The organism is Mycobacterium sp. 236(2023), assembly GCF_029623955.1.
Taxonomy (GTDB): Bacteria; Actinomycetota; Actinomycetes; order Mycobacteriales; family Mycobacteriaceae; genus Mycobacterium.
This window is the reverse complement of record NZ_JARSBP010000014.1, coordinates 38,832-62,489: the sequence shown is the minus strand read 5'-3', so window position 1 is coordinate 62,489 and position 23,658 is coordinate 38,832. Positions and strand designations below refer to the sequence as shown.

Annotated in this window: 23 protein-coding genes; 9 read left to right on the top strand and 14 right to left on the bottom strand. The window is 64.8% G+C overall.

From position 1 onward, the window contains the following. The first annotated feature begins 2 nt into the window (after positions 1-2). From P9A17_RS32065 to P9A17_RS32040, 6 genes are read left to right on the top strand one after another with little or no spacing between them, the layout of a single operon-like run. Entirely contained in the window at positions 3-986 is a 984-nt protein-coding gene (locus P9A17_RS32065) for an acyl-CoA dehydrogenase (protein WP_278042835.1), read from the top strand. Then, a complete protein-coding gene (locus P9A17_RS32060) occupies positions 983-2,182 on the top strand; it encodes an acyl-CoA dehydrogenase family protein (protein ID WP_278042834.1) in 1,200 nt (399 codons plus the stop codon). The genes P9A17_RS32065 and P9A17_RS32060 overlap by 4 nt, the downstream gene beginning before the upstream one ends. Beyond that, entirely contained in the window at positions 2,179-3,720 is a 1,542-nt protein-coding gene (locus P9A17_RS32055; RefSeq protein WP_347403871.1) for an AMP-binding protein, read from the top strand. Before P9A17_RS32060 ends, P9A17_RS32055 begins: the two co-directional genes overlap by 4 nt. Positions 3,721-3,735: 15 nt before the next feature. Further along, positions 3,736-4,614 (top strand): mycofactocin-coupled SDR family oxidoreductase, encoded by an 879-nt coding sequence (locus P9A17_RS32050; protein WP_278042833.1) that lies wholly within the window; start codon positions 3,736-3,738, stop codon positions 4,612-4,614. A gap of 9 nt (positions 4,615-4,623) precedes the next feature. Then, positions 4,624-5,592 carry an LLM class flavin-dependent oxidoreductase gene (locus P9A17_RS32045; RefSeq protein WP_278042832.1) on the top strand — a complete coding sequence of 323 codons (969 nt, stop codon included), beginning with the start codon at positions 4,624-4,626 and terminating at the stop codon, positions 5,590-5,592. Continuing rightward, a complete protein-coding gene (locus P9A17_RS32040) occupies positions 5,589-6,446 on the top strand; it encodes a hypothetical protein (protein WP_278042831.1) in 858 nt (285 codons plus the stop codon). Before P9A17_RS32045 ends, P9A17_RS32040 begins: the two co-directional genes overlap by 4 nt. Positions 6,447-6,449: 3 nt before the next feature. On the opposite strand, the gene P9A17_RS32035 is transcribed toward P9A17_RS32040, so the two are convergent. The 10 genes from P9A17_RS32035 to P9A17_RS31990 form a co-directional block, all read right to left on the bottom strand. Then, on the bottom strand, positions 6,450-7,583 hold the full coding sequence (locus P9A17_RS32035; RefSeq protein ID WP_278042864.1) for an amidohydrolase family protein: 1,134 nt from the start codon (positions 7,581-7,583) through the stop codon (positions 6,450-6,452). A gap of 130 nt (positions 7,584-7,713) precedes the next feature. Continuing rightward, positions 7,714-8,601 carry a TIGR03619 family F420-dependent LLM class oxidoreductase gene (locus P9A17_RS32030; RefSeq protein WP_278042830.1) on the bottom strand — a complete coding sequence of 296 codons (888 nt, stop codon included), beginning with the start codon at positions 8,599-8,601 and terminating at the stop codon, positions 7,714-7,716. A gap of 7 nt (positions 8,602-8,608) precedes the next feature. Then, positions 8,609-9,364, bottom strand: coding sequence for an SDR family oxidoreductase (locus P9A17_RS32025; RefSeq protein WP_278042829.1), 756 nt, complete (start codon positions 9,362-9,364; stop codon positions 8,609-8,611). Continuing rightward, the gene (locus P9A17_RS32020) at positions 9,364-9,966 is read right to left on the bottom strand and encodes an SDR family oxidoreductase (RefSeq protein ID WP_278042828.1); all 603 of its coding nucleotides are present in this window, start codon (positions 9,964-9,966) and stop codon (positions 9,364-9,366) included. The genes P9A17_RS32025 and P9A17_RS32020 overlap by 1 nt, the downstream gene beginning before the upstream one ends. Positions 9,967-9,971: 5 nt before the next feature. Next, positions 9,972-11,423: a class I adenylate-forming enzyme family protein gene (locus tag P9A17_RS32015; RefSeq protein WP_278042827.1), complete on the bottom strand. Its 1,452-nt coding sequence runs from the start codon at positions 11,421-11,423 to the stop codon at positions 9,972-9,974. Then, positions 11,420-12,238 carry an enoyl-CoA hydratase/isomerase family protein gene (locus P9A17_RS32010; RefSeq protein ID WP_278042826.1) on the bottom strand — a complete coding sequence of 273 codons (819 nt, stop codon included), beginning with the start codon at positions 12,236-12,238 and terminating at the stop codon, positions 11,420-11,422. The genes P9A17_RS32015 and P9A17_RS32010 overlap by 4 nt, the downstream gene beginning before the upstream one ends. Next, positions 12,235-13,047, bottom strand: coding sequence for an enoyl-CoA hydratase-related protein (locus tag P9A17_RS32005; RefSeq protein WP_278042825.1), 813 nt, complete (start codon positions 13,045-13,047; stop codon positions 12,235-12,237). The genes P9A17_RS32010 and P9A17_RS32005 overlap by 4 nt, the downstream gene beginning before the upstream one ends. Continuing rightward, a complete protein-coding gene (locus P9A17_RS32000; protein WP_278042824.1) occupies positions 13,044-14,288 on the bottom strand; it encodes an acyl-CoA dehydrogenase family protein in 1,245 nt (414 codons plus the stop codon). The genes P9A17_RS32005 and P9A17_RS32000 overlap by 4 nt, the downstream gene beginning before the upstream one ends. 8 nt (positions 14,289-14,296) lie before the next feature. Then, positions 14,297-15,103 (bottom strand): enoyl-CoA hydratase-related protein, encoded by an 807-nt coding sequence (locus tag P9A17_RS31995; protein ID WP_278042823.1) that lies wholly within the window; start codon positions 15,101-15,103, stop codon positions 14,297-14,299. A gap of 5 nt (positions 15,104-15,108) precedes the next feature. Further along, positions 15,109-16,386: a MaoC family dehydratase N-terminal domain-containing protein gene (locus P9A17_RS31990; protein WP_278042822.1), complete on the bottom strand. Its 1,278-nt coding sequence runs from the start codon at positions 16,384-16,386 to the stop codon at positions 15,109-15,111. Positions 16,387-16,486: 100 nt separating this feature from the next. Between P9A17_RS31990 and P9A17_RS31985 the strand changes: the two genes are divergently transcribed. Next, positions 16,487-17,305 (top strand): enoyl-CoA hydratase-related protein, encoded by an 819-nt coding sequence (locus P9A17_RS31985; RefSeq protein WP_278042821.1) that lies wholly within the window; start codon positions 16,487-16,489, stop codon positions 17,303-17,305. A 2-nt stretch (positions 17,306-17,307) separates the two neighbouring features. On the opposite strand, the gene P9A17_RS31980 is transcribed toward P9A17_RS31985, so the two are convergent. Next, the gene (locus tag P9A17_RS31980; protein WP_278042820.1) at positions 17,308-18,204 is read right to left on the bottom strand and encodes an SDR family oxidoreductase; all 897 of its coding nucleotides are present in this window, start codon (positions 18,202-18,204) and stop codon (positions 17,308-17,310) included. A gap of 57 nt (positions 18,205-18,261) precedes the next feature. On the opposite strand from P9A17_RS31980, the gene P9A17_RS31975 reads away from it, so the two are divergent. Next, positions 18,262-19,836 carry an AMP-binding protein gene (locus P9A17_RS31975; protein WP_278042819.1) on the top strand — a complete coding sequence of 525 codons (1,575 nt, stop codon included), beginning with the start codon at positions 18,262-18,264 and terminating at the stop codon, positions 19,834-19,836. A gap of 18 nt (positions 19,837-19,854) precedes the next feature. On the opposite strand, the gene P9A17_RS31970 is transcribed toward P9A17_RS31975, so the two are convergent. From P9A17_RS31970 to P9A17_RS31960, 3 genes are all read right to left on the bottom strand, one after another. Next, on the bottom strand, positions 19,855-21,156 hold the full coding sequence (locus P9A17_RS31970; protein ID WP_278042818.1) for an amidohydrolase family protein: 1,302 nt from the start codon (positions 21,154-21,156) through the stop codon (positions 19,855-19,857). 62 nt (positions 21,157-21,218) lie between these two features. After that, the gene (locus P9A17_RS31965; RefSeq protein WP_278042816.1) at positions 21,219-21,617 is read right to left on the bottom strand and encodes an OB-fold domain-containing protein; all 399 of its coding nucleotides are present in this window, start codon (positions 21,615-21,617) and stop codon (positions 21,219-21,221) included. Further along, positions 21,617-22,762 (bottom strand): acetyl-CoA acetyltransferase, encoded by a 1,146-nt coding sequence (locus P9A17_RS31960; protein WP_278042815.1) that lies wholly within the window; start codon positions 22,760-22,762, stop codon positions 21,617-21,619. The genes P9A17_RS31965 and P9A17_RS31960 overlap by 1 nt, the downstream gene beginning before the upstream one ends. A gap of 76 nt (positions 22,763-22,838) precedes the next feature. Between P9A17_RS31960 and P9A17_RS31955 the strand changes: the two genes are divergently transcribed. Continuing rightward, entirely contained in the window at positions 22,839-23,624 is a 786-nt protein-coding gene (locus P9A17_RS31955) for an aldolase/citrate lyase family protein (RefSeq protein WP_278042814.1), read from the top strand. Positions 23,625-23,658 lie beyond the last annotated feature (34 nt).

Genomic DNA, 23,658 nt, shown 5'->3' with positions numbered 1-23,658 from the left:
CTGTGGCCCCCGACAGTGTGGTCGACGACTCCGACATCGACCTCGAACTGTTGAGATCCTCGGCCCGCGAATTCCTTTCTGGGCGCGGCGAGAAGGATTCAGTCGAGGATCTCGCGCGGATGGACTGGACGGGCTTGCTGGTTGACGAGGCGTTGGGTGGTGCAGGCTGGCTGCCCGTCGAAACCGCCGTGATCGCCGAGGAGATAGGCCGGGCCGGTGATCGGTCGGGATGGTTCGGCACGACACTCGCGGCGGCGGCGCTGGCATCGGCGCCGGCCGACGTCCGCAAACGCTGGCTTCCCGTGGTCCTCGATGGCAGCACGCCCGCCGGCGTGGCGTTGTCCGGCGGTACCGTGCGGGTCACGAACGCCGAAGCGCTGCGCGTTCTGGTTACATTGGGAAGTAACGGGATTCACGTGTTCGAGCTGTCCGACGCCACGCCCAGGAGTCGTGACGAGGAGCTGCTCGACGTGAGCCGTCCGGTGTGGCGAGTGGATCTATCGGGTACCGACGGTGTGGGTGTCAGTGCGAGTACGCGCTCGGACCAGTTGCTCGCGATGGCCCGGGTGCTGCTCAGCGCCGACTCGGTCGGTGCGTTGTCGGCGACCTTCGAGAGATTGATCGCGTATCTCAAGGACCGGATCGCATTCGGCGCGCCGATAGCGAGCTTTCAGGCGGTCCAGCACCGCCTCGTCGAGTTGCTCGTCCTCGAGGAGAAAGCGCGCGCGGTGATCATGAAGGCGGCCCGCGCGCTGGCAGCACCGGAGGTGTCCGACGAAGCTATCCAATTGTCCTCCGCGGCACACGCTTTCGTGGTAGCAAACGCCACCGCGGCCATCGACGAGTGTATGCAGCTCTCTGGCGGGATCGGGTTCACCTGGGAGTACCCGCTGCACCATGAGTTGCGCCGTGCCTTCACCAATGGTCACCTGCTCGGCAACGCCCGCACCAGTCGTGCCGCGTACGCGACGGGGTCCGGCTGGTGAGTACACCGAATCCGCGCCCCAGCGAAGCGCAGCTGACGACGTTCCGGGAACGGCTACGTGCGCATATCGCCGAGCACGCACCGCCCTTCGACGCGCGTGAGGGGCGCCGAGCGCCTGAGGACGCCGGGCAGGAGGCTGCACTGCGAACCTGGTTCGCCGGGCTGTTCGAGGCCGGCTTCGTTGGTGCGGACTGGCCCGTCGAGTACGGCGGTAGGCCGGACCATCATCCACTGCACGATCGCATCGTCAGCGAGGAGCTCTTACGCGCCCGCGCTCCGCGTCCGGTCGATCAGGTCAACCTGGCTGCGCATGTCCTGCTTCATTTCGGCTCGGATGAACAGAAGGGAGCGTTGCTTCCACCGATCAGGCGCAGCGAGCACGTGTGGTGTCAGTTGCTCAGTGAGCCGAACGCAGGCAGTGACATTGCCGCGGTGCGGTGCCGAGGTGTGCGCAACGACGACGGCAGCTGGGTGCTCGACGGGCAGAAGACGTGGATCACCGATGGGCACTGGGCCGATATGGGTCTTGCTCTGGTCAGGACCGACCCCGCATCCACGCGGCACCACGGATTGTCGGCCTTCGTCGTGCCACTCTCGGCCGATGGAGTAGACGTGCGTCCGATCCGGACGATCAACGAGGCGATCGAGGTCAACGAGGTCTTCCTCGACTCGGTGCCGATTCCCGCCGACGGTCTGATCGGTGAGGAGGGCCAAGGCTGGTCGATCATCATGGCGGGACTCGACTTCGAGCGATTCGGCATCGGCGGCAATGTCATCCTGCTGGAGCTGTTGATTGACGATCTCGTGAACGTCGCGCGCCATGCCACACTCGGCGGCAAGCCCGCTCTCGAACATGAGGATATTCGCCAGACCGTCAGCGAACTCGCGGTCGAGGTGGAGGTGGCCAAGGCATTCATCGACGACCATGTCGAGCGCATGACCGTGGGAGCCGACCAGGTGGGCGACGGGTCGATCGCGAAGCTGAGCTTCGCAGAGACTTACCATCGGGTTTCGGCCTACGGCACCGAGCTCGGTGCATCGGTGTGTACTGTGGCCGCCGATCCGAGCGTCGACGAAGCGAAGCGACGCCTCCGCGAGTGCTGGTTATGGTCGCGCGCGTACACGGTATCCGGCGGCAGTTCGGAGATGATGCGCAACATTCTGGCCAAACGCCGACTGATGCTTCCAAGCCGGTGAACACTGAAACCTATTGGCAACTCGTACAATCAGCTGCCCGCGAGGATCCGGACCGAGTGGTGCTGGTCGACGACTTCGGCCGCTCGATGACGAACGGAGAGCTGTGCGAGGCGGCGGGGGCCGCCGCGGCTGCGTTCGCTGAACGTGGAGTCGAAGCCGGCACCGTGGTGTCGTGGCAGTTGCCCACGACCCTCGAGACAATGGTGGTGATGGTGGCGCTGACGCGACTCGGCGCCGTTCAGAACCCCATCCTGCCCATCTGGCGGGAAAGCGAGGTGCGGTTCGCGACGACTCAACTCGGCACCGAGGTGCTGATCGTTCCGGGAATCTGGCGGGGCTACGACCACGTCGCACTCGGCGACGAACTGGCCAGGGAACGCGAGATGGCCATCATCGTCGTCGATCACGGCATACCGGTCACCGACACCCTGCGCCTCCCGGCCGGTGACCCAGCGTCAGTGCCGTCTCCACCGGCGTCGGGCAACGAACCGCGCTGGGTTTACTACTCGTCGGGGACGACGGCTTCTCCCAAAGGTATTCGGCATTGTGATCGCTCGGTCATCGCCGGATCCGCGGGCGTCGTGGAGATGGTCGGCGCGTCCAGTGCCGATGTCAATCCGATCGCGTTTCCCGTCTCGCACATCGGCGGGGCCGCAATGCTGGCTGCGAGCCTGCTGACCGGTATGCGGCTGGTCTTGTTCGATTCGTTCGACCCCGAACGCACCCCGTTCGCGATCGCGGAGCACGGCGCCACCATTCTCGGATCGGCAACCCCGTTCTTCGTGGCGTTCATGGCGGCGCAGCGCAAGCACGGTGACCAGCCTCTGTTCCGAAACCTGCGCGGCTGTGTCGGCGGCGGTGCCCCGATCACTGCAGAACTGGGCCGCCAAGTGCGCGAGATACTTTCGGTCCCCGGTATCGCAAACGCGTGGGGGCTCACCGAGTTTCCGGTCGCAACATCGGCCGCCCCGGACGGCGATCCCGACGTGCTGGACCACACCGTGGGCCGACCCGTCGCCGGTGTCAGAGTGCGTGTGGTCGACGACAGAGAACGCGAACTCGCACCAGGCGAGGACGGGGAGCTGCGGCTCAAGGGTCCGCAGTGTTTCCTCGGCTACGTCGATTCCTCTCTCGACGATGCGGCGTTCGACGCGGACGGCTGGTTCCGTACCGGCGACCGCGGCCGACTGGATGCGGACGGCAACGTCGTCGTCACAGGGCGCCTCAAGGACTCGATCATCCGCAACGCGGAGAACATCTCGGCACTGGAGATCGAACAGGTTCTCGCGACACACCCAGCAATCGCGGACGTGGCCGTGATCGGAGTGCCCGATGCGCGCACCGGCGAACGCGTATGCGCCGTCGTCGTTGCAAGCCCGGGTGTCGAGGTCACCCTCGAATCGCTCTACACGCATTGTCAGAGTTTCGGGTTGAGCAAGCACAAGGCACCCGAACGCCTGGAACTGGTCGACGCGCTGCCGAGAAATCTCACCGGCAAAGTCCTCAAGAACGAACTGCGTGTGCACTTCGGAGACTGACGAAACGGAGCGGAAATGACCGGACGGCTCGACGGCAAGGTCGCGTTCATCACCGGAGCGGCACGGGGACAGGGCAGAGCGCACGCGCTCGCCATGGCGCGCGAGGGTGCGGACATCGTCGCGGTGGACATCTGCGCCGACATCGCGTCAAATCCGTACCCCTTGGCGACACCGGAGGATCTGGGTGAGACGGAACGGGCGGTCAAGGAGCTGGGCCGTCGTGTGTACACCCGCGTGGCCGACGTTCGCGAACGAAGTGCACTGCGGGAGGCGCTCGATTCGGCGCTCGCGGATTTCGGGCCGCTCGACGTCGTGGTGGCCAACGCAGGCATCCTGCCGATGGCCATGGGCTCTCCTGACCCGTCGCATTTCGTCGACGCCACCGATGTGGACCTGGTTGGCGTACTCAACACGGTCGCGGTGTCTCTGCCGCACCTGGCGGACGGTTCGTCGATCGTGATCACGGGATCGACAGCGGGGATGATGCCGGGTAACGCCGACAGCCCAGAGATGGGTCCGGGCGGCGCCGGATACGCCTGGAGCAAGCGGATTCTCATGGAGTACGCCGAGCAGATGGCGATCCACCTGGCGCCCAGGTTCATTCGCGTCAACGTGATACATCCGACCAACGTCAATACCGACCTACTGCACAACGACGGCATCTACGGCGTGTTCAGGCCGGACCTGATCGCGGAGGGTAAGAAGCCGACACGCAAGGACGCTGATCTCGCGTTCACCTATTTTCAGGCAATGCCCATCCCTTACGTGGAGCCCGAGGACATCGCCAACCTTGGCGTCTTTTTGGCCAGCGATGACAGCCGCTACGTCACGGGTCAGCAGATCCGCGTCGATGCAGGCTCGTACCTCAAGTTCCCGAACGGACCAGGGAAGTAGCGGCCGGCCGTGTTCACTCTGCGCTTCGACATGCGGGCTCCGACGTTCGGTGCGCCCCCGACGGATCTCTACGGGGCGGCGTGCGAGATGAGCGCCTGGGCGGAAGACCACGGTTGCCTTGCGGCGGTGATCTGCGAACATCATTGTGCCGACGACGGCTATCTTCCGTCTCCCTTGTTGCTCGGGGCCGCGATCGCGTCGGCGACGAGACAGATGATGTTGAACCTCGTCATCATCCTGCCTTTCTACGATCCAGCCCGGCTGGCAGAGGACATCGCCGTTCTGGACCACATCAGCGCGGGTCGCGCCACCTATGTGTTCGGGATCGGTTATCGCCCAGAGGAATACGAACATTTTGGACTATCCCTGTCTGATCGCGGCAGGATTGCCGACTACAAGCTGGGCATCGTGCGTCGGCTGCTCGCCGGGGAGGAAGTGGCCCAGGGCGGCCGCCGTATGAAGGTGACTCCGCTGCCTCGCACGCCGGGTGGACCGATGATGAGCTGGGGCGGTGCCAGCCTGGCTGCAGCCCGACGCGCGGGGCGCAACGGCTTGGGCCTGCTGGCCAACGGCAGTGTGCCGGGCATGCAGGAGGCGTATGAGAAGGCCTGCCGGGAGCATGGTTTCGATCCTGGATTCGTGCTGATCCCCGACCGGGAGGCCGCGACGAACTGTTTTGTCGCCGAGCATGTCGATGACGCGTGGGATGAGCTCGGTACCTACCTGCTCCATGACGCGACGGCCTACGCACAGTGGAATCCCGGCAACACGGTGTCGGCGAACATCACCACCGCCACGACGGTCGAGGAATTACGCCGAACGTCGTCGTCCCATGTGATCGTGTCGGTGGACGAGGCGCGAGAACGGATCAGAGGGGGTGAGGTGTTCAACATCTCGCCGTTGTGCGGCGGGATCCCGCCAGACATCGCCTGGCCGTACTTGAAGAGATTCGCAGGATTGATGACGGAGGCTTCGTGATTCGCGACATCAGGGATCTCACTGACGATCCGGCTGCTTACGCTGCCGAACTGCATCGTCGCTGGGGTGGACTGCTGAGTTACCGCTACATCGGACGCCACCACGCATCGATGAATGTCGGTCCGGTCGACGACTCTGTTTCGGTCCGGCACGACATGCGTGACGGCGGGGGTGGAATCCTGCTCAGTGTCTTCGGAATCGCCTCCCCCGAAGGAGGTCTCGTGTCCGATCTGGAGGCGGTGCCCAACCCCGTGGTGCATTCCTGTCAAGTCCTCGACCCCGGTCACGGAGTATCGCGATTCGAGGTGCGGACCGAGGACCTCAAACGAGGACAGCGGATGGCCTACAGCCGGTCACTCATCGTCGACGCCGACCATCCCTGCCGTGTCCTGGCGATGACCGAGGGACAGGGCGTATCAATCGGTGTACCCCCGGCGGGGTTACAGAAGATGACTGTGGAGCCGTTGGAAGTCGTGGATTCGCCGGCGCTGCCGCCGCTGTGGCAGGTGTTCGGAGGCAATCAGGTCGACACGGATACGTGGACGTTGCCTGCGTTGACGGCGGCCGTAGCCTCGCCGGATGCCGCTTTGCACGTGGGTCCGCAGTTTGTGATGACCGAGACCGCGGCCCGCAGCAGCGTGGCCGGCGTGGTCGGGACCACTGCTCTCCTGGGGGTCTCCTCGCACACGATGTTCCTCGCCCGGGCGAAGACGGGGCCGTTCACGTTTGAGGCAGAACCGCTGGCCGGATACGGAGGCTCTGTGGCAGCGCGAACATGTGTGTACGACGAGGGCGCTGACCGTAAGTTGGTAACCGTCGCGACCCACGTTTTTGGCACGACTGAGGTTGGGTGACCGTCAGACTCCCAGCAGCTCTTTGAGGTTGCGTCCCATCACCCGCTCGGCGGTGTCCTGGGGTAGGTCGGCCAACTCGGAGAGGAAGTCCCTCGGCTCGGCGAGACCCTCCGGATGCGGATAATCCGATCCGAACATCACGCGGTCCGCGCCGAGGAGCTCGACGAGCTGAGACATGTTCTCTTCGTGGAAAGGGTTGATCCACACGTTCTTACGGAACACGTCGGACGGGTGCTGATCGAAGTCGTACGGCCTCTTGCGGTACACGCGGTCGAACACGTCGATCAGGCGGTGGGCCCACGAACCTCCGTTCTCGACCACGCCGATTCGCACGCCGGGAAACCGCTCGAAGACACCGTGTGCGATGAACGCGGCGAGGGTATCGAAGATGTTGCGGCTCTCCTCGTAGATGAATCCCCGCAGCTTGCTCAACGCGAATCCGTTAAACTCGGCGGCGCTCTCCCAGTCGTCGACGTAGCGCTCGTAACCGGAATCCGAGTTGTGCATCTGCACGGAGATGCCTGCGGATTCGACCAGGCGCCAGAAGTCGTCGAATTCGGGCAGCGCAGGGGACCGGGACGTGCCATCCTCACGGGGCACCGGAGCCGGCCGAATCAGTACTGTCTTCGCCCCGTTGTCCAGGCACCATTCGAGCTCTTTGACACCGAGTGCCGGGTCGTTCAGCGAAATGGCTGGTACGGCGAAGATGCGGTTCTGGTAGTTGAACGTCCAGTCCTCCAGTAGCCACCGGTTGAACGCGTGGGTCACAGCGTGCGTGAGTTCGGTGTCTGACTTCGTTCTTTCCTCGAGCATGCCGGCGGTGGTGGGGAACATGACCGTCCCGTCGACACCCTGGCGGTCCATCAGTGCCAGGCGCAGGTCGGGGCGTCGGAACTCGTCGGGGCAGCGGATGGGTTCCGCCAGCTCGCGCAACGTCTTGCCTTCGGGGTTGATGCCCCGGAAATAGTCCGCCCACGCGCCAGGGGTGGGGATGACTTCATATGTCGGGTTGGGGATCGTCTCGGTGATGGTGCCGAGAATCTGGAGTTTCTTGCGCCCTTTGATGTCGACGAATTTGATTGCTTCGGAGTATTTCTCGGGCAGGTAGCGCGTGTACGCGTCGATCGTCTCGTACATGTGGTTGTCGGCATCCCACACCTCGAACGGCTTGTTTTCCACGGGACGGCTCCTTCGACTCTGACGTGCTCTCGCCGGGAACGACATTACCGCATAACGAGAGGAGGCATTCTCGGATGACGTGACGAAGTCAGGCTCGCCCGACTCGTGCGATCTCAGGAATGAGGTCGATTGTCGCGACCGTGTCGGCAGCGGGCAACAGCACCTGGAGATGGTCGACGGCGAGTATCCGGTAGGTTGCGATCGAGGCGGCGAAGGTATGGAGGTCGCTGAAGTTCGTTGCCGCAACGACGCGGAAATCGGGGTCGGACGTCTTTGCGCGTTCGCGATGGACACGCAGCTGCGACAGCAGTTCCGTGAGGCGCTCCGGTGGCATCGGTGACGCGATCCATCCGTCCCCGATTCGGGCAGCCCGGCTCAGGGCAGCCTCGGAGTGACCGCCGATCAGGATCGGGATGGTGCCACGGAGGGGTTGGGGACGTCGGTCCACTTCGTCGAAGTCGAAAAAACGGCCGTGAAACTCGACGTACCGCTCGTTCCCGCGCCACAGGGCCCGCAGCACCGCGATGTGCTCCTCGCTGCGTTCGCCCCGCCGGTCCCAGGGCAGCCCCAGGACATCAGCTTCCTCGCGCATCCAGCCGATCCCGGCGCCGTACCACAGCCGGCCCCCGGACAGCGCGTCGAGGCTGGCGAGCTGACGAGCGTTGGCCACAGGATTGCGGATGGGCAACACCGACACCGAGGTGCCCAGCGAGATCGTTCTGGTCATTCCCGCCACCCACGAAAGGGTCGTGATCAGCTCGTAGTTCGGGGACAAGTGCTCGGCCAGCCAACCGGCGGCCACCTGGACCGGTTGGCGACCGAGCACATAGGGCGATGCCACGATCCGGGGTAGCACGAGGTGGTCGACGGCCCAGAGCCCGTCGATGCCGACCTCCTCGGCGGTCTGGGCGAAATCTCGGATGAACTCCGGCGCCGCCGTAGGACCGGAGTGAGGTAGCACGAGGCCGAGTTCCACGGGTGCGCTACAGGCTCGTGAAGTGACCGCCGTCGACGCCCAGTGTCTGACCGGTGATGTACCGCGCTCGGGGGCCGACGAGAAAGCTGACAGCCGCACCGATGTCGGCTTCCGGGTCGCCGATGCGACCAAGCGGGACACGTCGCTCCAGACGTTCTTGCATGGCCGGTTCGGCCGCGATGGCGGCGGTCATGGCAGGCGAGTAGGCAAGCGGCGAAACGATGTTCACTGTGATCCGGTGCGGTGCCCACTCGCGAGCCAGGCTCTTGGCGAATCCGCGCAGCGCACCTTTCATCGTCGCGTAGAGCGGCAGCGTCGCACTTCCTTCGATGCCCGCGGGCGACGTCATCACGACGAGGGTTCCACCCCGTGCGCGCAACGCATCAAAGGCCGAGGCGGCACAGTGATAGGCGCCGAGCAGCGACACCGAGTAGTGCTGCTCCCACAACACGTTGTCGACATCGGCGAGCTGGTGTGGCTGGCTCGAGGCATTGCTCGTCGCGTTGTGCACGACGGCGTCCAACCTTCCTGCGGTGTCGATGGTCGCGGCCACCGCGGCGTCGACCGACGCTTCGTCGGTGACGTCACAGCGCACCCAGGTCGCCGCGTGGCCCAGAGCGCGGATTGCTTCGGCGGCCCTGGCGCCGTTCTCGTTTCGTGTCGCCAGCACGACGTGCGCACCATCGGCGGCAAGCGCACGCGCGATGCCGAGACCGACACCCGCTCCCGATCCGGTGACGAGAACCGTATGGTCATCGAGCATCACGGGAGCATCACCGATCCTCCGTCGACGATGACGGTCTGTCCGATCCGATGTCTGACGTCGCGCCGCAAGAGATGCGCGACGGTCTCTACGACCTCGTCGAGAAGCGTCGAGCGATCGGCGACCGCGGGTGCAGTGAGGTGTTGTGTTGCGTCCGCGGACCCGGGGATGAGCAAGGTCATGGGGACACCCACGATGTTCACGATGACGCCGCTGTCGGCCCATTGGCGCGCAGCGGATTTCGCCAGTGCGCGGGTACCTTCGGTCACGGTCGTGAGCGGCACGAATCGGGGTGCACCCGTCATGCCGATGGTCGGGACGACGAACACGACGCGGCCACCGTGATCGCGCATCGAAGTCCACGCCCGCTGGAGGAGGGAGATGGTCTGCCACAATGGCTCATCTACGAGCCGCCGCCATTCGCGCGCGTCCATGGATTCGAGGGACGTCGGAGCGGCATCGGCACCCATGACGACGACGATTCCGTCCAGCACCGCCGGAAGGAGTGCTGCGGTGTCCTGGACCGTCGCGCCGCAACGGCGGGCGACCGCGGACGAGACGTCGTCGCCGGCACCGACAACAGCGACGTCTCCGAGGGGCATGACCGTCACGTTTGCGCCAAAGCTGCCAGGTCGCGTTTGACGACTTTCCCGACGTCGTTGCGCGGCAACCGATCCACGAACATGATTCGGGCCGGTACACGGTAGGGGGTCAGCCTCTCTCGGCACCACGCCACCAGAGCGTCTTCGGATGCCGAATCGTCGGTGCGGACGACGAACGCCCAGGGCACCTCGCCGACGCGTTCGTCGGGTACTCCCACCACTGCGGCTTCGCGCACACCGTCGGCGGACATCAGAACGTCTTCCACAGCCCCCGGGAACACCTTCAGCCCGCCGCGGTTGATCATGTCCGAAACCCGGCCGTCGAGCCACAGGAAACCGTCGTCATCGAACCAACCGAGGTCACCGGTGTGGAACCAGCCGTGGTCGGTCAGGCGGTCCAGAAACGCCGGATCGATCTTGCGCGCCGCGGTGGTCGGCGTCCGCACCATCACCTCGTCGTCGGCGATGGTGACATCGATTCCGGGTAGCGGCCGTCCCACGGATCCGAGTTTGGTCTCACCCCATTCGCGGGCGTCGGCAGCCGACCAGCCGACGACCTCACCCCCAAGCTCGGTTTGGCCATACGAATTGAGTACCAGCACACCGAATTTGTCCCGGAAACGGCCCGCCTGAACCGGTGACAACGGAGCGGTGATGGAGCGGACGATTTTCAGTGGCGACAGGTCGGTGACCCCTTCATCGTGCAGGACCATCGTCAGCGCCGCCGGCGGCAGCACCGTCGAGCGCAACTGATGTCGTGCGACCAGGACGGCGAAATCGTTGGGGGAGAACCGATCCATCAGCACCACACCGGAACCGGCGCGAAAAGCAAAGAGCACCTGATAGATCCCTGCCCATAGCGACAACGACAGCGGCACCAGGTTTGGCATCGGTGCGCGTCGAGGTGTGTCCTTGTCGCGTTTGGCGCCGCGCAGCTTCGCGAGGAGCCGGTCGATCAGGTCGAGCACCGTGGCGTGACGCAACGGAACCGGTTTCGGAGCACCGGTGGTGCCCGAGGTGAACTGCAACAGCGCCACGTCGTCGTCGTACTGTCGAGGATCGCCGGGGGCGGAGCCCGCGCTGCGGAGTTCCCACAGTGCGCCGGCGCCGGTGATGACGGGAAGGCTGTGCTCGGAGAATCGCTGTGCGAGTTCGGGCGTCGTGATCACTGCGACAGGGCGCAAGGTGGCGAGCTGACTGACAACCTCGGCATCCGCCGCGCGTGGATTCAGTGGTGTATAGACACCGCCCGCGCGCCACGTGCCGAACAGCGCGGCGATCGTGATCGAGTCGTTCGGCAGCATTGCCGCCACCACCTGGCCGGTCTGCAGGCCTGTGCCAGTGAGCAATTCACCGATGCGTTCGGCATCTGCTACCAGCTGGTCGGCGGAGACATCCGCGTCCAGGGTGTGCACCGCGACGGGGGGAAGACCGTCGAGGAGTTGCGCCAGACTCACCGGTCAGCCTCCAACGGCAGCCAATTCGGGGTTCTCTTGTCGGCAAAGGCCCGTGGTCCCTCGTCCTGGTCGGCGTGCCCCCAGACTGACGTCAGGTGTCGTGCGCCTTCCCGGCAGGCGTCGGTGAGCCCGTGTTCCAAGGCGCCCCACAGAGCGCGCTTGGTAGCGCGCATCGCCACGGGGGAGTTCTTGGAGATCTTCTCTCCCAGTTCTTGTGCGACATCTCGCAGCGATTCGGGTGGATCCACGACCTGGCTGACCATGCCGAGTTCGTAGGCCCGTTGGGCGGTCAATCTCTCGTGGCTGCCGACGAGTGCCATACGCAGTACCGCTTCAGCGGGCATCTTCCTCATCAGTGCGATGGTCTCCAGCGCGCTGACCTGACCGATCGAGACGTGCGGGTCGACGAACGTGGCGTCAGAGGCGGCGATCACGATGTCCGCGTCGGCCACCCAGTGCAGGCCGCCGCCCGCGCACACGCCGTTGACGGCGGTGATGACCGGCTTGCCCACGTTGCAGTGCCACCCGGTCAGCTTCAGGTCGAGGGTGCGCATGGTCTCCTGGAACTGCTGGACCGCCTCGCCGTCGAGTTCCTCGACATCGGCACCGACCTGGAACGCCCGACCGTTGCCGGTATGGGCGATGACGCGGACATCGGGGTCGGCGTCGAGTTCGGCCCAGGCCCTGGGAAATTCTTCGCGCATGACGATGTCGTAGGCGTTGAGACGTTCCGGGCGGTTGTTGATGATCCAGCCCACCGGACCGCGCCGCTCGACGATGAGCCGTTGATAGGTCGCCTGCGGTTCGGTTGTCACAGTGCCTCCACCGTTTCCGTGGGCTGCCAGTTCGGCTGTCGTTTCTCCAACCACGCCCGGGCTCCCTCCTCTTGATCGGGATGACCGGCGAGGCGGTCGATCTCGGCCGCGGCCTCCTGTCGCGCCGCGCTCAGTCCGATCTCCAGAGACCGCCAAAGCAACTTCTTGGTGGCGCGCAGCGCAGTCGGAGAATTCGCGGCCACAGCGCCGGCCAGGGCGGCGGCCGCCGCCCGCAACGTATCGCCAGGAACGACATCGGACACGATGCCGAGCCCGTAGGCCCGTCTCGCGGAGATACGTTCACCCTTGCCGCTCAACGTCATCCGGGTGATGGCTTCCATCGGTGACTTCCGCAGCAATGTGATTGCCTCGTAGGCGACGGCCTGGCCGACCGACACGTGCGGGTCGACGAAGGAGGCCGTCTCGGCGGCAATGACGATGTCGGCGTCGGCGACGAGGTGCAGTCCGCCGCCAGCGCACACACCGTTGACCGCGGCGATGACCGGCTTCCAGACACCGCAGTGCCATGACGAGATCTTCAGTTCGGCGTCGCGGGTGCGTCGGGAATGCTTGCGCATGGCGTCTTTGTCGCGGGCCACCTGAACGACGTCCATACCGGTGCAGAAAGATTTGCCGTTCGCAGTATTCACGATGACGCGTACCTGCGGGTCGGCATCCAGGTCGGCCCAGGCTGCCTCGAGTTCGTCGAGCATTCCTGCGTCAAAAGCGTTTCCGGCGTCCGGCCGGTTCAAGATCAGCCAGCCGATACCGTCGGACTTCTCGACGACGAGTCGCTCGTAAGAACTCACGATCGCGGAATGTCCTTCCAGGGCTTGCCTTTCCACGGATCAGGTTCCTTGGGAAGGCCGAGGACCCGCTCGCCCAGGATGTTCTTGTTGATGTCGGTGGTGCCGCCCTCGGTGCTGTTGGCGAGGCTGCGCATCCATCCCTGCACTTCTCGCGGCAACGCGTTGTCGTCGCCGCCGGACCAGGCGAGTCCGTCCGTTCCGAGGAGGTCCACCATCAGATCCTGGATCTGCTGGTTGAGCGTGGCTTGGTGCACCTTGCCGATCGAGGACGCCGCCCCCGGTGACTGGCCTGCCGAGAGGGCCGCCCGTACGCGCGCGTTGGTCCAGCCGCGGATCTGCTCTTGCGCCCACAGTCGCATGACCTTTCCGCGGATCACGGGGTCAGACCATCGTCCCTTTTCCTGGGCGAGCGTGATCAAGCGTTCGGCGCTCGAGCCGCCGAGCCGACCTATCCCACCCGAACCCGATCCGGAGACCATCTGGCGCTCGCTGGAAAGGGTCGAAGCGCTGACCCGCCAACCATCGTTGAGCTCGCCCACCCGATGTGCATCCGGCACGACGGCGCCGTCGATGAACACCTCGTTGAATTCACGCTCGCCGGTGATCTGTCGCAGCGGCCGAACCTCGACGCCGGGCTGGCGCATGTCGAGCAGGAAGTAGGTGATGCCCTTGTGCTTTGGTTGATCAGGATCTGTACGTGCCAAGAGGATTCCGAAGTCGGCCTCGTCTGCCCACGTGGTCCAGACCTTCTGGCCGGACACCACCCACTGGTCGCCATCTCTCACTGCTTTGGTGGCCAGCGAGGCCAGATCAGATCCGGCTCCGGGCTCGCTGAAGAGCTGGCACCACTTCTCTTCGTTGCGCACGATCGGCGGCAAGAAACGCAGCAGCTGCTCTTCCGTCCCGTGACTGAACAGAGCGGCCGCCGCATTGTTGAGCCCGAGGGGGTTCAGCCGGTTCAGTCGCAGCGGAGTCAGCACCACCTCGATGGCACGAGCGACCTCGTTGCCGACATCGAGCCCGCCGTGCTCGGGGCGCCACGTCGGCACCACCAGGCCCGACTCGGCGAACACCGGATACCACCGGCTGTATTCGTCACGGCTGCGCGCGGCACGCAGCGCCTTGGGTCCCTCGGCTGCAGCCTCGCGCCATGCGGCCGGCACTTCCTCGGCCACCCATTGTTCGACGACGGTGACCGCGTCAGCGGCGCTGGTGGTATCGGTGATCGGCAGTCGTGTCATGGCCCCCACTAACGCCCCGTGAACTCTGCATCACGCTTGTCGCGAAAGGCGCGCAAGCCTTCTTTGAAATCGTCACTGCGGCTGGATAACTCAAGAGCAAGGGCTTCGTTCTGCAGGTGCCGGTCGAGGTCGAGGCCGTTGCCGGACTGCAGTAGCCATTTGGTCAGACCGAGTGCCACGGTGGGCGCGGCCGCCAGCCGGCTGACGAGTTCGTCAGCGACGGAATCAAGTTCGTCGCCGTCGTGGGCTCCATGGATGATGCCCCACTCGGCGGCCGTGGCGCCCGAGATCTCCTCACCGAGCATCAGGAGCTGGCGCGTGCGGACCATCCCGATGAGCCGGGGGAGTAGCCATGCCGCGCCGCTGTCCGGACTGAAGCCCCGCGCCATGAACGGCTCCCAGAACCGCGCCTCGTCGGCGGCGACACAGAAGTCAGAAGCCATCGCGATGTGAAAACCGAGTCCTGCGGCCCAGCCGCGGACCACGGTGACGATCGGGACCTGAGTCTCCAGCATCAGCGGGATCAGTCTGTTGGCCTTGTTCGGCAACCGCCGCTGGGTGCTGCCCACGCGGGGTTTGCGTTCCGAGTGTGCGTTGTTGGCGACCAGATCGGACCCCGCGCAGAAGTCCCGTCCGTCGGCGTCGATGCGGATGACGCGGACGGACTCGTCGATGCCTGCCGCAGCGAGGTGGCCGTTCATCGCGTCGAGCATCTCGTCGTTGACGGCGTTGCGCCGGTCGGCCCGATCGAATGTCAGCGCGAGGACGGCGCCGATGTGTTCTGCGCGGAGACCGGGCACGCTCGCGTACGACATCGTCTTCAGCGCCCGGCGAATTGGGCTGACACCGCGGTCAGCAGCGTCGGCAGGTCAGTGGCCCCGCCGGGCGGGTCCGGAAGGCGCACCGGTCCGCGTTCGCGGCTGGGAAGCAGGATCGTGGCACGACCGGGAGCGGTCACCTGCCCCCGCTGACTGGTCGCGGCCAGTTCGACGTCGACCGCAGGACGGTCCCCGTCGGCCAGGTACTTACGCTCCACCGTGCCGGTGATGGTGTGCAGATCGCCGACATAGTTGAAAAGACGAAACTCGCAGTCGAGTTTCCACAGCCAGGCGTCGTCGCCCATCCAGTCGGTGCACAGGTGGATCAACCACGTCTCACGCATACGGCCGTAGTCGAACGTGGTGGGGTTGCCTGCATTACGCGCGGCGTCAGGCTCCCAGTGCACCCGCTGCTGCACATCAGGTACGCCGTATTCGTTCGGCGTGTAGAACCGCGGAATCCGTTGGCGGTTTCGCCATGCCAAGCCCAGCGGGCGCACCCCGTACATTCCGGTGCCCATCCCGACGTGCCAGCACACCATGTCGGTGACCGTCAGCGGGCCTTTGGTCAGCGGCCCCACCGAGTCGCCCTCGTTGACGTCCTCCCACCATCGGGGATCTGCGCCACGCGGCACCTCGCGCGCATACCGCGCATCGATGTCGGCGATCTCGTCCTCGGTCCACGTCTTCAGTTCGACGGCTTCGTATTTCTTCTGGCCGCGAGCTTTGCTGCGCTCGGTGCGGATCATGTTGCGGTACTGGCCGCCGAGGATGACGCCCTCGTCGTCCCGAAATACCTGCGCCGACCACTCGTGAATGGCGCGGCCGGCGAACTCGCTGCTTTTGTCGAGCGCCGCCACGAGGGCGTTGCGCCGGAAGATGCGGTGGCCGGCGCGCAACGGTGCCCACCACTCCCGCGACGACGATGCGTAGAACGCGTGGACCCCGCGGAGAGGGTCTCCTTTGGTGAGGGCGCGATCGTCGTCGGAGAGCACGGCGACTTCGTCCTCGCCGATGAGGGTGTCGCCCCCGACGAGCGCCGGCGGCGCCACCGGCTCGCCCCAGACGGATTTGGCCGCGTACTCGGGGTCCGACCACAGCGGGTTGGCGTCACCGTAGCTCTCGGCTACGTGCCGGAAACTGTCCTCGTTGGGACGAAAGTAATGCGGCGGCTGAGTGTGCGGTACAGCGATGCCGATGGTGGCACGCAGCCGGGCCAATCCTTCGTCGGTGATCTGCCCGGTCCTCAGAGAGTCGGCCTGAGAGGAGGATCGAGTCATCCAGCGCCTCCTCGTCTTGGCCCGCACTATCCTCGGCATCGTTGCGGAAATTAAGATACCCGAAAAACGGAAACGCCGTTAACGCAGGGTGGAGCAGAAGATGACCGAAGCAACCGGTATCGATGTCGAGCGCGGTGGCGACGCAGTACTGCGAATCACCATCAATCGTGCCGACGTGGGAAATTCGTTGTCGCCCAACGCTCGTGATGCACTTACTGAGGCGTTTGAGGACGCTCACGCCAACCCGTCGGTGCGGGCGGTACTTCTGGGCGCGGTCGGCTCGCGCCATTTCTGCGCCGGGGCCGGGTTGCCGTCAAAGTCCGATGACTCGGTGTCACTGGCGCTTGCGGAAAAGCGTCCCGGTGACATCGCCCGAATGCTGGCACAGGGCTGGCAACGGCTGGTGGCGTCTGTACTGGATTGCGACAAGCCGGTCGTCGCAGCAGTCAACGGGGTCGCGGTCGGTGCGGGCGCCAGCCTCGTGCTGGCCTGCGATCTGGTGGTGATGTCGTCGGAGGCCACACTGATCGAGGCCTTTGTTCATCGCGGAATCCTGCCGGATTCGGGCGCGGTACACCTTTTGACCCGGATTGTCGGTCTCCGCAAGGCCACCGAGTTGCTGATGCTCGGTGAGCCGGTCGGAGCCTCTACCTGCGAACGCCTCGGCCTGGTCAACCGGGTGGCGCCGCCGGAGGCGGTGACCTCGGCCGCGGAGGAACTGGCGGTCCGCCTGGCAGCGGGACCGACGGTGATGCTCTCGCACACCAAGCGCCTCTTGGCGGTGTCCTCGGAGTCGAGCCGGGACCGGGCATTCGAGCAGGAAGCCTGGGCCGCCGAGTTGATTTCGCACACCTCCGACCTGACGGAAGGGTTGCGTGCCTTCACTGAGCGGCGCACTCCTGATTTCCGCGGTCGCTGACCTCAGCCGGCTGCGGGCCCGCCGCGGATCGTGAAGGTGGCGGGATTGTCGATTTCGTCGATCGCCGCGGAGACGGATTCCGCCGTCAGCTCGGTGTTCTCGACGCCCTTGGTGACGCCGATGAACACGCGGGAGACCTTGCCGGCGCCGACCGAGTAGATGTGCGCGGTGCGGTCGCAGTCGCGGTGGGCCAGATAGATCACCACAGGGGTGACGAGTTCGGGATCCATCGCTTTCCCGGCCTCGCCCATGATGTCTTCTGTCATTCGGGTCCGGGCAATGGGTGCGATTGCGTTGATCGTAATTCCGTTGCGTGCGCCCTCGATCGCGAGCACGTGCATCATGCCGACGAGCCCCATCTTCGCGGCGCCGTAATTGGCCTGTCCGAAGTTGCCGAAAAGGCCGGTGCCCGAGGTGGTTTGAATAATACGGCCGTAGTTCTGTTCGCGCATGATCGGCCACACGGCCCTGGTCACGTTGAAGGCGCCGGTCAGGTGGACAGCCAACACAGCATCGACTTGGTCTGCCGTCATGTTCTTGAACGCAGCGTCACGCAGGATGCCCGCGTTGTTGACCAGAATGTCCACCCGGCCGAAGGCGTCCTTCGCTGCTGTCACAATCGCTGCGCCACCGGCCTCGGTGGCCACGGAGTCGCCGTTGGCTATCGCTGTCCCACCCGCGGCGGTGATTTCGTCGACAACGGCCTGTGCTGCCGACGTGGAGGCCCCACTGCCGTCGACAGCGCTGCCGAGATCGTTGACCACGACGCGGGCTCCGCGCCGAGCCAGCTCGAGCGCATGACACCGCCCGAGCCCCCCTCCCGCGCCGGTGACGATGGCCACCTGGTCGTCGAACGTCAACGATGGGAGGTCGGAAGAGGTGGTGTACGAAGAAGCCATGCGTGAGAGGTTACATTTACTACAAACGAGAACCGACATTTGCATCGGAGGACGATCATGACCAGCTCGTCTGAGCTGCTGGGACGGGCACGCCTGCGAGCCGCATCTCTGCGAGATCGCTACCGAGCCGAGGGTTTCTGGTCCTCCGAGCCGATGGACGTGATTCGCGCCGCCGCCGCGCGCTGCCCAGCCCGGCCGGCGGTGAGAGACCGCCAGGGAGAATTGACGTTCGCCGAGCTGGACGAACGGATCGACGCGGCGGCGTCGGTGATGAGCGATGCCGGAGTGGGCGCGTCGATCTGCGTCTTGGTCGTGGTAGGCAACGACGTCGATTCACTTGTCGCCATTCATGCGGCGCTGCGGATCGATGCCGTTGTCCTTCTGGTGCCGAGAAGCAGCGGTCCTCTACAGGTCGCCGACATCGTGCAACGTACAGGTGTCGAGTACGGGTTGGCGCCGAACTGGTCTGAGACCGGCGGATCGCAGCTGTCCGATCTGTTGCACTGGATCGACATCGAGCGTCTCCGGGGTGACCTTAGGCCGCTCCCTGCCAACCCGGTGCGCGCCGCCGACGAGCCTGCCCTGGTCCTCTTCACCTCCGGCACGACGTCGGCACCCAAGGGGGTCGTGCACTCGTTGAGCACTTTGCTCAAGGCCTCGTCCAATTACGTGGCGGCGGCGGGCCTCACCGACGACGACGGCATCTTCTTGATCAGCCCGCTCGCATCGGTCACCGGTGTCCTCCAGGCGGTGTTCATCGGGCCGATGCTCGCGGCACCGGTGACGTTGGAGGACCGCTGGGAGCCGGCGGCAACCTGCGACCTGCTCATCGAATCCGGGGCGACGTGGTATGGCGGCCCAGATCGGTTGTTGGACAGGCTTCTCGACGAAGCGGTCCAGCGGGGTGCGGCGCTCCCGCTGCGCGCGGTGTATCTCGGCGGCACCATGCTCGATCGGCGCATCGTCGAGCGGATCGAGAACGATTTCGGGATCGTCGTGATGCGTGCCTACGGGTCGTCGGAAGTGCCCGTCAGCACGTCCGGGCTGCGATTCGAACCCAAGGAACTCCGCCATGCCGATGATGGAGTTCCTCTACAGGACGTGGAGATCAAGGTGGGTTCGGCGCAGGAACCCACGGAGTGTTGTATCAGGGGCCCACACACCTACCTGGGTTACACCCGCGGCGAAGGCGACGTCGAGGCTTTCGACGATGACTGGTTTCGCACCGGCGATGTCGCCGAGCTGGCCGACGGTCGGGTCCGAATCGTGGGGCGTATCAAGGACATTGTGATCCGCAACGGCCTCAAGATCGCCACAGCGGAGGTCGATGAGGCCGTCGCCCGGATCAACGGCGTGAAGGAGTGTGCCGCCTATTCCGTCGCCGACCCGGTGACGGGGGAGAGGCTCGCAGTGGCGATGGTCCTCGGGCCCGGGGTGACGCTGTCACTCGACGACATCACCGAAGCTCTGCTGACCGCCGGCCTGCCGAAGTACAAACTGCCCGAGGAACTTGTGCTGTGGGATCAGCCGCTACCGCTCAACGCGAATGGCAAGGTGGAACGCAACACCCTGGACGCCCGCTCGCACGGGCGACCCAGGATGCTGGCGAACCGCTTGGTCAACGCGGGGTAGGCGTGGCTGAGGCGGAAGCTACTTCCCTCCGCTGACATTGACCGTGGCCTTGCTCATCTGAGCCTGCCAATCCGAAGCGCCGGCGCTGTGCTCTCGCTTCGACAGTGCGTGGATGGACACGTCGTGGCCTTCGGCGGCTTTGCGTAGTGCGCCGACGGTGGCCTGTTCTTTGGTGATGTGGGTGAACGGATCCCAGTTGTACCACCGCATGGCGTTCTCATATGTCATCTTGTTGATCTCGTTATCGGGCACATTGTTGGACGTGAAGACGTCGTCGAGTTGTTCGGGGGCGCCGGGCCACATCGAGTCGCTATGGGGGTAGTCGGCTTCCCAGCAGATGTTGTCGATCCCGATCTGATGCCGCGTCGTCACGCCCACCGGATCGGCGATGAAACACGTCAGGAAGTGATCACGGAACACCTCCGACGGCAACTTGCCCTTGAAATCCTGACCCGTCCACGTCGAATGCATCTCATACGTGCGATCCACCCGCTCCAGGAAGTAGGGGATCCACCCGGTCCCGCCCTCGGACAAGGCGATCTTGAGGTCCGGGTATTCCTTGATCGGGCGTGACCACAACAGATCGGCAGCCGCCTGCACGATGTTCATCGGCTGCAGCGTGATCATCACGTCCATCGGCGCATCCGGCGCCGTGATGGCGAGTCGCCCCGACGACCCGATGTGCACGTTGAGGACGGTGTCGGTGTCGACGATGGCGTCCCACATGGGCTTCCAGTGGTCGAAGTCGTGGAAGCTGGGATACCCCATCGCCGCGGGGTTTTCGGTGAAGGTCATCGAGTGCACGCCGCGTGCGGCGTTACGGCGGATCTCCTTCGCGCACGCCTCGGGGTCCCAGATCACCGGCAGCGTCATCGGGATGAACCGCGCCGGATACGCCCCGCACCACTCCTCCACGTGCCAGTCGTTGTAGGCCTGCACCAACGCCAGCGAGAAATCATGGTCTTCGGTGGCAAACAACCGACCCGCGAACCCGGGGAACGACGGGAAACACATCGACCCCAGGATGCCGCCGGCATTCATGTCCTTGACGCGCTCATCAACCTGCCAGCACCCCGGCCGGATCTCGTCCAACCCCTGGGGCTCTAGGCCGTACTCCTCCTTAGGTCGGCCCGCCACCGCATTGAGCGCCACATTCGGGATCACCACGTCGCGGAACTGCCAGGTATCCGAACCGTCCTCGTTGTGCACCAGACGCGGCGCCTCATCCAGATACTTCTTCGACAGATGGTTCTTGAACATGTCCGGCGGTTCGACGATGTGATCGTCCACGCTGATCAGAATGATGTCGTCTTTGTTCATCTCTCGGTTCCTTTCACACGTACGTACGGACGGCAAACATCGTTTTCCACAGACTGTTTCGACTACTTCGGATGGAAGACCGGTACCACGAAGCCGTCATCGTCGGATCGAAAGGCGACAGCGAGTGGCATACCGGCATGGAGCTGCTCGGCAGGACATTGTTCGATGACCGTCATCAGCCGAGGGCCTTCTTCGAGATCCACCATCGCGAGGATGTACGGGGCGCGCACGTCGAACGGGGCAGCGTTCTGGTGTACGACACTCCACGTGTAGAGCGTCGCGCGGCCGGTCGCCACCAATGATGTCACGTCCTCGCTCCAGCAGTGCGGACAGAAGGGCCGCGAGTACAACGACTTTCGGCCACAATCGCCGCACGCGTTGACGTGCAGGGCGTGATTCTGGATGGCCGACCACCAGATCTCGCTATCGCTGTCGGTCGTCGGCCGATCCGCGGCGCCCATCAGTTCTTTCCCAGGACCATCGTCGCGCTGTGACTGAAGAAGCCACCCATTGCATGCACGCACGCCAGTCGTGCCCCGCCGACCTGTCGTTCCCCGCATTCGCCGCGCAACTGCCGGACAGCTTCGACCATCAAGAACATGCCCCGCATTCCCGGGTGGCACGACGCGAGTCCGCCGCCGTCGGTGTTCGTCGGTAGCACGCCGCCGGGCCGCAGCGCGCCGGACTCGATGAATGCGCCACCTTCTCCCTTGGCGCAGAAGCCCAGATCTTCCACACTGAGCAAGACGGTGGCGGTGAAGGAGTCGTAGAGCTGGCACACATCGATGTCCGAGGGATCGACACCAGCCTGGGCGAAGGCCTTCGGACCGGAGACTGCGGCCGCCGACGTGGTGAAGTCACCCCACTCACTCATGCTGACGTGGGAGGTTGCGTCGGCGGCGCCCAGAACCCAGACGGGCTCGCGCTGACAGTTCTCGGCGACACCCTCGCTGGCCAGAACAATGGCTCCACCACCGTCGGTGCGCAGGCATACGTGCTTGGTGGTGAAGGGGTCGGCGACCATGGGTGCCGCTGACACGTCAGCCACAGTGAGCCGGTCACGGTCAAAGGCGTTGTCGTTCATGGCTGCCCACTCATGCGCGGCCACCGCTACTTCGGCGAGCTGTTCGACCGTCGTCCCGTATTCGATCATGTGGCGTCGCGCAGCCATCGCGTACTTGGCGATCAGGGTGGCACCGTAGGGCGCCTCGTACTGCATCGCGCCCCCCGTGCTCATCGCTGCGACCGAGCCGCGTTGCCGGCGTTTGACGTCCGAGCGCGCCGTGGAACCGTAGGTGAGCAGGGCGATATCGATCTCGCCATTTGCGATCGCCGCCGTGGCGTGTCGCGCCATGACCTCCCACGACGACCCGCCGGTATTCGTCGCGTCTACCCAGACCGGCTTCAGTCCGAGGTATTCCGCGACCTCGAGAGGTGGCAGTAATGCGCCGTGCCCACCGAAACCTTCGATGTCGTTCTTCGTCAGACCTGCATCCGCGATGGCGAGTCGGGACGATTGCGCTATCAGGGCCATCGCCGTCTTGTCCGGGACTCTCCCGCAGTCCGACAGCGCGGCCCCGACGATCGCAACGCGGCGTGCTGGCATACCCCATGTTAATCACACTGATAATGACGTTTACGAATAGATGCAACACTCGTTCTCATTCGGCTAGCGTGGACCCGTGACGCGATCGTTGCGGGAGTCGCTGCGCGAAGGCGAGTTGGTTCTGTGCCTGGCGCTGCTGAACTCTCGTACCCCTGACGTACCGGCGATCGCCGCGACGTGCGGCTACGATGCGATCTACGTCGACCTGGAGCACACCGCAACGTCCCTCGAGACGGCGGGGATGTTGTGCGCAAGTGCACTCGGAGCCGGAATCGCCGGCCTTGTTCGGGTGCCGTCGCAAGAACCCAGCCTCATAGCGCGTGTCTTGGATGTCGGAGCTAGTGGAGTTATTGTGCCGCACGTCAACTCGCGGTCGGAGGCCCAGGCTGTCGTCGATGCGGCAAGGTTCCCGCCGCTGGGTCACCGCTCGATATCGGGACCGAATGCGCTGAGCGGATACGCGCCTGTGTCGGCCACCGAGTTGACGGCACGACTCGAAGCGCTGACGACGGTCGCCGTCATGGTCGAGACTCCTGAGGCGGTGTCCTTGGTGGACGACATCGCCGCGGTTGATGGTCTCGACATGATTCTCATCGGGCCGAGTGACCTGACCGCTGAGATGGGTATCCACGGCGACTATGAGAATGAACATTTCCAAAATGCGGTAAAGTCCGTTGCAGTGGCGTGTCGGAACCACGGCGTCGCGCTCGGAGTGGCCGGTATCAAGTCCCAGGACCTGCTGGAACGTTTCGTAGATCTCGGTCTGCGCTTCATCTCGGCAGGAACAGATGTGGGGATGATGACCGAAGCGGCCACTACGCGCGCACAGGCGCTTCGTACCCTCGACCGCCGCGGCAGCTGAAACAGCGACAACCGAACAACCGTGCCAGTACACC